Source organism: Nitrososphaera sp. AFS (assembly GCF_009898475.1).
In the GTDB taxonomy this organism is placed as follows: Archaea; Thermoproteota; Nitrososphaeria; order Nitrososphaerales; family Nitrososphaeraceae; genus Nitrosopolaris.
On the sequence record NZ_QURE01000148.1, the window covers coordinates 223 to 6,536 of the forward strand.

General features: G+C 38.3%; 7 protein-coding genes. 4 read left to right on the forward strand and 3 right to left on the reverse strand.

All coding sequences use genetic code 11. From position 1 onward, the window contains the following. On the forward strand, positions 1-338 hold a 338-nt coding region (locus DYY65_RS11855), incomplete at its 5' end, for a hypothetical protein (protein ID WP_236561827.1). A gap of 381 nt (positions 339-719) precedes the next feature. Beyond that, complete coding sequence (locus tag DYY65_RS11860) at positions 720-1,655, forward strand: MBL fold metallo-hydrolase (RefSeq protein WP_162478166.1); 936 nt, start codon at positions 720-722, stop codon at positions 1,653-1,655. A gap of 357 nt (positions 1,656-2,012) precedes the next feature. On the opposite strand, the gene DYY65_RS11865 is transcribed toward DYY65_RS11860, so the two are convergent. After that, the gene (locus tag DYY65_RS11865) at positions 2,013-2,336 is read right to left on the reverse strand and encodes an SRPBCC domain-containing protein (protein WP_162478167.1); all 324 of its coding nucleotides are present in this window, start codon (positions 2,334-2,336) and stop codon (positions 2,013-2,015) included. Between the two features lie 335 nt (positions 2,337-2,671). Next, positions 2,672-3,283, reverse strand: coding sequence for an RDD family protein (locus DYY65_RS11870; RefSeq protein WP_201449493.1), 612 nt, complete (start codon positions 3,281-3,283; stop codon positions 2,672-2,674). A gap of 186 nt (positions 3,284-3,469) precedes the next feature. Here DYY65_RS11870 and DYY65_RS11875 point away from each other — a divergent pair, with 186 nt between their 5' ends. Next, positions 3,470-3,874, forward strand: a complete 405-nt coding sequence (locus tag DYY65_RS11875; RefSeq protein ID WP_162478169.1) for a hypothetical protein — start codon at positions 3,470-3,472, stop codon at positions 3,872-3,874. Between the two features lie 197 nt (positions 3,875-4,071). Here DYY65_RS11875 and DYY65_RS11880 read toward each other — a convergent pair whose 3' ends face one another. Next, positions 4,072-4,965 (reverse strand): type 1 glutamine amidotransferase domain-containing protein, encoded by an 894-nt coding sequence (locus DYY65_RS11880; protein WP_162478170.1) that lies wholly within the window; start codon positions 4,963-4,965, stop codon positions 4,072-4,074. Between the two features lie 94 nt (positions 4,966-5,059). On the opposite strand from DYY65_RS11880, the gene DYY65_RS11885 reads away from it, so the two are divergent. Continuing rightward, the gene (locus DYY65_RS11885) at positions 5,060-5,605 is read left to right on the forward strand and encodes a hypothetical protein (RefSeq protein ID WP_162478171.1); all 546 of its coding nucleotides are present in this window, start codon (positions 5,060-5,062) and stop codon (positions 5,603-5,605) included. Positions 5,606-6,314 lie beyond the last annotated feature (709 nt).

Genomic DNA, 6,314 nt, shown 5'->3' on the forward strand with positions numbered 1-6,314 from the left:
CCTCTGGAATAATGAATCACAGAAATACAACATTAGTAGTTGCAGCAATCGTAGCAGCGGCTGCTCTGACAGGAGTAGCATTTGCTATACCACAACAGGTAATGGCAGGAGGATATTATGGACACAGACATCACAACAACAACCACAATGGAAATAGCATAAGGGTTAATCAGGCAGTAAATCAACTCAACGCATGCAATACCACAAGCCCTTCACCACCAGACGATCATGCAAAACAGTTACTTACTGACGGAACCAGCGGTGGTAGTGGTAGCAGCACTGTATGCTTGAATTTTGGTAGCAATTCAGCTGACATACACGGTGGCATGCACAGATAAGCGTAAAATCAATACTGCTCTGCTTTATTTTTTAATTGTTTTGTCAGAATAGATTTTCTCTGGCTCCTAGAAATTCTCTTAGTTAAGCACAAAAGCTAAATCTCTTTTCCTAATCTTAACTATCCTATTAATCCAAATATACCATACTGACATATGTAGTCTCGATTCACAGTGAGGGCTATAGAGTGTTCGAGGCATTACCAGGTATTATATTGACCATGGGGCAAATATAGCTTCTAACTAATGATATTGAAATAATTGTTATTCTTAATGCGCGCTCTTCATCTCAGCGGTGAGATGATGTGCACTGATATTTGGAATCTTATCCAACATATTTCCGATATCCTTACTAGGCTCACAGTATAAGTAGCACACATGCATTTGAAAGATGTTGAAAACGCAAAGGTGACCTGTCTTGTTGATAACAATGTGGATATACTCCTACCAAACACCGGAATTGCATCCCGTCCATCCATAGGTCAAAGATGGTTTGAACTACCTTTGATAGCAGAACACGGTTTTTCCGTTGCCCTAGAATTGGAAATAAATGATGGAACTGAACATACTATATTATTTGATTCAGGTCTTGATCCTTTGGCTGCTGCTCACAATTCCGATGTTTTGAATTTAGACTTGTCTTTATGTGAATTCGCAATATCAAGTCATGGACACATTGACCATGCTGGTGGACTGATCAATATTAGAAATAAAATGAGTAGAGAGCAAAGTATTCCTCTGCTTTTTCACAAAGATGCGTTCAGAAAGAGAATAGTAAAGTTTCATGACGGTCGAATAATAAGTTTGCCTGAACCAAATAGATCTGTTCTAACTAAAACTGGCTATAGTGTAGTTGAGAGAGAATCTCCAAGTTTGTGGATAGGAGATACAGTACTTGTAACTGGGGAAGTACCAAGGACAAACGAGTTTGAAAAAGGATTTCCTAATCATTATTCAGAGGTTGATGGAAAGATGGAAAGTGATCCATTAATTAAAGATGATCAGGCAGTAATTTTGAACATCAAAGAGAAAGGTTTAGTTGTTATTACAGGTTGTGGGCATTCTGGTATAATAAATATAATTAACTATGCAAAGGAATTAACCGGCGAAGATAGAATCTACACAATAATTGGTGGAATGCATCTTAGCGGTGGAATCTTTGAATCCATAATTCCTAAAACAGTAGATGAACTAGAAAAAATGAAACCTAAATTTCTTATTCCTTGTCATTGTACTGGATTGAAGGCCATGACCGAAATAGCTAAGAGTATGCCAGATGCTTTCATACAGAATAGTGTGGGAACCAGATATATCCTCTAAAATCTGTCTGATAGTATCCTTTTCTCATGTTGCGTTGCCTTGATAGTCTAGTTTGAGCCCTTTGGATGGATATGAGAAGTAAGAACTATCTAAGTTAGATATTGAGCTGTTGCAAGTGCTAATGATAATACCTCTAGGATTTTTTTGATTAATATCATGATTGCACTTGCTATGAGCAATAAAACTCTTTTACAGCTACATATCGTTGCATCCAATCTGGCATCTTCTCGCCATTTAAGTGAGCAGATAGGCGATCTAGAAATGCATGCATGCCTAGTGCGAAACCTTGAGCCGTAAATCTGGCGAGGTGGCTAAAAGTCAGAATAAGAATGTGTGAATTTGAGTCACCATCATGTATTAGCTCCGAATGCATAATAGCTTCAGGTTCCCCATGAGGTAGATCTGGAGAGGGGCAATGTGCCACTCATGTTCAAAAATGTGTGGCTGGTCCCAATTCAAAATGCATCCTGTTGTATGGAATCCAGATGGTGCATTAACAAAGTCAATAGTCCCACCAGTACGTCCATCAATAACTGCCTTAGTATTGAACCACATGACTAACTCGTTTGGATCTGTAATGGCTTTCCAGATTACTTCTCTGGGATGAGGAAGCCGGAGTTCATATCTTAAGGTTGTGAGCTTACCTTCGATAGTCACCGTCCCCTTTGACTCAGGATTCATGGTTTATCATTCAATTTCTCATTCGTACTTGGGTGCTGCTCAAAAGCATCTAACTGTTCGGGCCAGAGGATTTGGTACTTGGCAATCCAAACATTTAGCTCAGCCAGGTTGGTCGGTTACAGCTAGTGCAACAGTTCCAAGTTTTCGAAGGTGATTGGAAAAAGCGATTGACTAAGTGTAGGAAATTCAGCAACTAGATCCCCTGCAGGTAGTTCACATCTGGAAAGCAACTCAAGAATGGCTCGCCGGTAGAATTACTGAGAGTACAATACTCGAATTACATGTGGCGCAGTTGTTTTGTTGATACATTTGGCGAAGTTAATTCGTCAACTAATTTAATCGTCCCTTCTATAAACTACACCACGAGTTGAAACTTGCTCTCTGACTTTGTGCTTAATTACAATTGTATTGCTTGCTCTGTTAAATATCCTTTGCCGTCTATCATTTGTAAATATCCAGCCCAGGGCCACATCTATTGGAAGCAAAAATGCCTTACCAAAACTTTCTATTAGTGCTTCCTTGATATCTATGGGCTTTCCCGATGTGTTTATCGTCCTTAGATTCAAAATCCTTTTGCCTATTGACTGGCCATTTGCTGACTCGAAATATGTCCAGTATGCAAGAAATATTAGGCTGCGGGCAACATATCCTATGCTTCCTACACCATTAAACCATCTGCCAGGGTTGCTCTCAAACCAAAGAGGAAAGGTTACTGTGTAAAATAAGAGTTCAATACCGATAGTGACAATTATGAAATCTATCAACCAGGCAAGGAATCGGTCGCTCCATTTAGCTAAGTTTAATTCGATCGGTTGTGATGTTGTTTCTACGCTGTCTGAAGGAGTACCCATGACATCATAATGCTTTCGAATGTAATAAAGTTGTTGGGATCTGGAGATTTTAACTTTTAACTGTAGTACATATCCTGACTCTTCTTTTATTAACAAATCAGTAGACATCCAATTTCCAATCTGGCAGGGCTAGTTGTTGCTTTACAACTATAAGTTAGAATTTTGTAAAATGTTAATTGTTGAGCATATACCTCTGAATACGATATGCCAGAATATAATTTCAATAAGTCATGAGGATAATACTTATTATCTATTCTGACTAAATATAACAGATCCCGCATCATGTTTAAGTTCAAGTTTCCAAATACGAAGGGGCCAAAAGAAGTAAATGCTATTGAACACGGTACGCCTGATAGGAGTTCTATCGATAAGAATAAAGAGGCTTTCCAAACAGGCATGGATATTGCAAACTTGATAACATATTTTTGGAATTCACAAAAAACCCCTGGTAAAGTCTATCTTTCTAATAGGCGAGTACATCATGGCGAGATAGGATCCTTATTAGCATTATCTAATCTTTTTAAAAAGTCACAACCTATCCCAGCAGGAATCTTGTCTGGTTTAGGAGAAGGACTGGTAAAGGATGATTATGCTGATAAAGATGTATGGTTTACATTTAAGAAAAAGGATGAACCTCAGTCTTCAAAAATACATAAAGTCGACCTCAACAATAAAAAGAAAGAGTAAAGAAAAAGATTACTGTGAGGCTTGTAGAATTAGAAACGATCTAATAAATTCTGAGCTTAGAATTTACATCTATACAAGATTTCTGGGCATATGATCTTGAAGTTTCTAATCCATTTCATAACATCTTCTTGCACCTGCTGAAACCTAATGCAACAGGTTTGTAATTACTTATTTGCCCTTTTATTTTTATTACGCATTTATGTTGCTTGTCCCCCCTTTAAGATTTCAACTACTTTCTCGCCTACGTTAGTAGCTGATTCTGGATTTTGGCCTGTTATCAGCCTTCCACTGCCGCTTACAATAACAAGCGGTTCATGTACGTATGTTTTTTCATATGTTGCTCCTCGCTTTGGAAGTTCATTCTCTAAAAAGAAGGGCAAGACATGCTTTTTGCCGATCAAGATCTCTGTTATTGCCTCTTCTTCGTTCGAAAATCCAGTAACTTTCATTCCTTTTATCAGATATTGTCCGTTTGGCAGAGTTGCATTTAAAAGAGCTGCAGGACCATGACAAACTGCAGCAACGATACCTCCTTGCTCATAAATAGCAGCAGCTATTCTGTTTACATTCTTGTCCCAAGGAAAATCGTATGTCGCCCCATTTCCACCAGGGAATACTACTGCAGAAAATTGCTTTGGATCGATAGTTGAAACTGGTATGGTATGATTTATTATTGCCACGTCAGCTGGTGTGTGCAAGAATTTTTCTGTAATGGGGTCATCTCTGTTTGTACCTTGTGGATTTGACGGAATGCTATATGGATCAATTGGAACATTGCCTCCCTTGACACTCGCAACAGTTATGTTAAATCCAGCGTTTTGTAATGCTGAAAATGGATGTGTCATTTCAGGTAGCCAGACACCCGTAGGATAACCGCTAGTACCTAGTATATTATGACTCGTTGTTACGATGAGCACTTTTTTGGCAGGTAGACTTTGGGCTGCAGCGGTGATAACAACATGGTTTAATCCCGTGTAAGAAAATGCTACTATTGCAACAGCGCCTAAAATTAGCCCAGCCAATAATTGAGACAACACAGTTTTTTTAACATTATTTTTTGGGTTACTCTGTTCCTGTTTCCTAAATTCCATGGACAGATTTTAGCGATATCCCTTATTATGTAGGACGTTTACAATAATGACAGATGTTTATATTGTAAACATGATACTATTCATTTGTAAATAGTTGCCTTCGTCAGCAAAAAAAAAGACCCTCATAAGGAGCTTTAGGATAACAAAGGATCTTGACGACATATTGCAGAAAGACGCCAAAGCTAAAAGGATTGGAATCAACTCTCTTATCGGGACCATATTGACAAAGTATGCTGAAATGGATAGGTACAATGAGAGATATGATACAATCACCTTAAAACAAGAGAGCTTCAGTTCTATCATTCAAGTGATTGAAGATGACCCCCTTGGACAAGTTGCCAAAGAGATAGGCTCTTTAATACCTAAGCAGTTTCTTTTATTCTGGTTTAAGAAGACTGACCTTGAAACCTATCTTAGATACCTTTCTTTGGTATGCAAGTACAACGGATTTGGTGAATATGAAATCGACATAGACGAAGCTAGAGCTAATTATACAATCACCATAATCCATAATATGGGACAAAAATGGTCAAACTTTCTTAAGAACTGGTTAGAACAAGGAATGAAGATTACAACTGGAATAATGCCAAAGACTGATATCATTAAAAATACAGTGGTAGCAAGCTTTCATATTACTTGATGTCAAGAAGTCTGTTTAAAATAACGTAAATGAAATAACGTTAGATAGATACTTAAAAATGGCTCCTATAGGTCGCCATGAGGCATCATGTGGATTTCCATGTTCCCAAATATTGTGTGGATCTCTGGTACAGACATTCGGTACTACAGCACATGCTAATGGGACTTTATGTGATTCCTAGGATAGCCAGGGCCAAATTTAACCTTGGATATGTTTCCACCTTATTTTAAAATCCTCAATGAGTGCAACGTCAAGTTGTGGCAGCAAATAGATTTGGCAGCAAATAGATTTGATTGGTGCTTACTGTCAGTGATTCACCAGGCAAATATTCTCTTTAAGGGCTTCCACTGAAACGTTGTGACATCATTTGAGGATTCCTCTGTTTTTATGGCAATGCGGGAACTGCAGGCTTACTTGTTGGTTCGCGATAATCGTCAACGCCATCCAACAAGTATGGACCTGAGTTTGTCTCGGGGATTTGTTTCCGTTCTTGTTGCTACTTTGTACTTACATAACTCTTATAGTTCATCCGTCGAATGCACTACCGGCCTTGACTGTTAGAGCGAGAGGGGTTAGGCTTTGTGCATTGTAGGCGAAGTCTGAATGATAGTATTCGGCTCTGTATTCTTACTAATTTTGATCTATCAAGTTCTCCAAATAATCACTTTATTACCTAGACATAGTTTCATTCTTGTTTGTTCCTATGATT